Below are 2236 nucleotides of genomic sequence, written 5' to 3'. Positions count from 1 at the left end.
CAATTGCTCCGGCGTAGACACGGGTGTTCTTGACCACCTGACGCTGCACCACGCCATCCGGCACGGTGAGGTAGGAGAGCACATCCTGCTGGAAGGGATTCACCGCGGCGCTGGCCGGAACGTATTGAAGGTTCGGCGTCGGCATCGCGAGCGCATTCTTCGAATTGTCCCGTACAAAGTCCACATAGGCTTCGATGCCGGTCGCGAACTCGCGACGGGTGTTGAAGGTGAACGTGGTGGTTTCAGGCGCAGACCAGATCGGCATCGCAGCCTCAAACTGGAGCTGGCCAGCCTTGCCCGCCAATGCCGCGCCGCCATCGCTGGCCGCCCCTGTGTAGTTGGCGGGAACGCTGGTGAATGCCGAAGACAGCGATTTGCCGCTCTTGAGCTGCAAGGGCTGGGTTGAGCAGGTAAAGCCGTCATCGGTTGAGCAGATGTTGGCGCCACCCATCAAGACGCTGGGGTCGGTCGGATCGTTGCGCAGCTGCTGTTGCGCACCCCGTCGGGTGAAATCACGCTGCGATGACTGCAGCACACCGGCATTGGCACGCGAAGCCGAGAACAGAACCTGAGTGCGCCCGCCTTCCAGCGAGAAACCGCCGCTGACGCCCAAGCGGTATTGCCTCACCGCACCATCGAGAGCACCGCCATAGTTGACGTCGACGTCGAACCCGGAGTAATCGCGCTTCAGGATGATGTTGATCACACCACCCGTTGCGCCACCACCATAGATGCCGCTGGCCGTTGCCGGCAGGATCTCGATGCGCTCGATCTGCGACATCGAGATGCCGTTGATATTGGCCTGCTTGAAGGAATCGCCCGCCGAGATGCTGGGCAGCCGGCGCCCGTCAACCAGGACAAGAGTCTGGTCGGAGCCCAGGCCGCGCAGGTCGATGCGTCCATTCGGCGACACCTGCGGACCCAGCTGTGAGGACGTCGTCTGCTGCGCATTCATCGGCAGATAGGTCTGCAGGAAACCCTCGATGGTTTGCGCGCCGCTTCTGGCAATCTGCTCTGCATCAAACACCACATAAGGCTGGATGTCATCGCGGTCGCGCCGGATGTCCACGTTGAGCGTGCGCTTGCCGCGTACCAGGATCGTGGGCATGACCTCGTCAGCGGTGCGCCCGTCGGCGTCGGCCTTGGCCTTGGCTGTGCTGGCCTGATCCTGTGCATGCACCGTGCCGCACACGGCTATTCCCATGGCCAGATTGCCCAAGCCCATCAGCGTCCGAAGACGTCCGCCTTTAACGACAAATCTCATCTGCTTCATCCTCTGATAAGGGTTAATTGATTGGCGAAAGGCTGGCTCTGCCTTGCTCAATCCTGAGAAGGTGCTGGTGAAAGGACGCGACGCTTTCACGGTGAGCCACGGAGATGAGGGCGGCCTTGGGCAAACGTTCGATGATCGTTTTGTAGACGTTCGCTTCCGACTCGGCATCGAGTGCACTGGTGCCTTCGTCAATGAAGAGAAAGTCGGGCTGGCCCAGAATGGCGCGCGCCGCTGCAATGCGCTGTTGCTCCCCGGGCGAAAGGATGCGGCTCCACGGCTGATAAGCGTGCAAATCCAAAATGAGGCGCTGCAGCCCCAGCGCATTCAGGAGGTCGATGTATTGCTCGTCGCTGTAGCGATCCGCCCGATGCGGATAGGCCATCAGGCTGGCAATCGAACCGTTGGGCATGTAATTGCGCTGGGGCAGGAAAGCGACCGACGCGTTGGCGGGAAGATCAACAGACCCGCTGCCGTAGGGCCACAGCCCGGCAATGCTGCGCAACAGTGTGCTTTTCCCGGCGCCCGAAATCCCCTGTACCAGCACGCGCGATCCAGCCGCGATTTCCAGTTCGCCGAGTGCCACCATCGGCTTGCCATCCGGGAAGGTGATGGTGAGACCATGGACGGCAATATGCGGCGCAGGCTTCTCGCTGATCACGATGCCGCTGCTGAAGGACTGCTGCGACAGCGCCTCGTTCAGCAAGCGCAAACGCGCGATGGATGAGCGCCAGGTCGCAATCTCGGCATATTGCGTAATGAACGCACCGATGCCGTTGTAAACCTGGCTGAATGAGGCCGACACGATCTGGATGTCGCCGATCTGCATACGCCCGTCGAGCACGAACGGAATGCACAGCAGGTAGGGCAGCAACATCAACAGAATGTCGGGAAGCCCGGTCRCAATCGCGATGCGCATGTTGGCAACGGTATAGGTGCGCCAGTTCATCACGATCAGCAGGAAGG

The 2236-nt window shown here is 60.9% G+C and carries 2 protein-coding genes; both read right to left on the bottom strand.

What is annotated here, in order from left to right:
- On the bottom strand, positions 1-1264 hold a 1264-nt coding region (locus ACXJKR_RS30315), incomplete at its 3' end, for a TonB-dependent receptor plug domain-containing protein (protein WP_457326007.1).
- A 22-nt stretch (positions 1265-1286) separates the two neighbouring features.
- Positions 1287-2236 (bottom strand): ATP-binding cassette domain-containing protein (locus tag ACXJKR_RS30310; RefSeq protein ID WP_457326006.1); only part of this gene is annotated, 950 nt, incomplete at its 5' end.

It is taken from the genome of Roseateles sp. P5_E11 (assembly GCF_054049355.1).
Note: the sequence above shows the minus strand (reverse complement) of the source record. Positions and strands in the feature narration are given on the sequence as shown.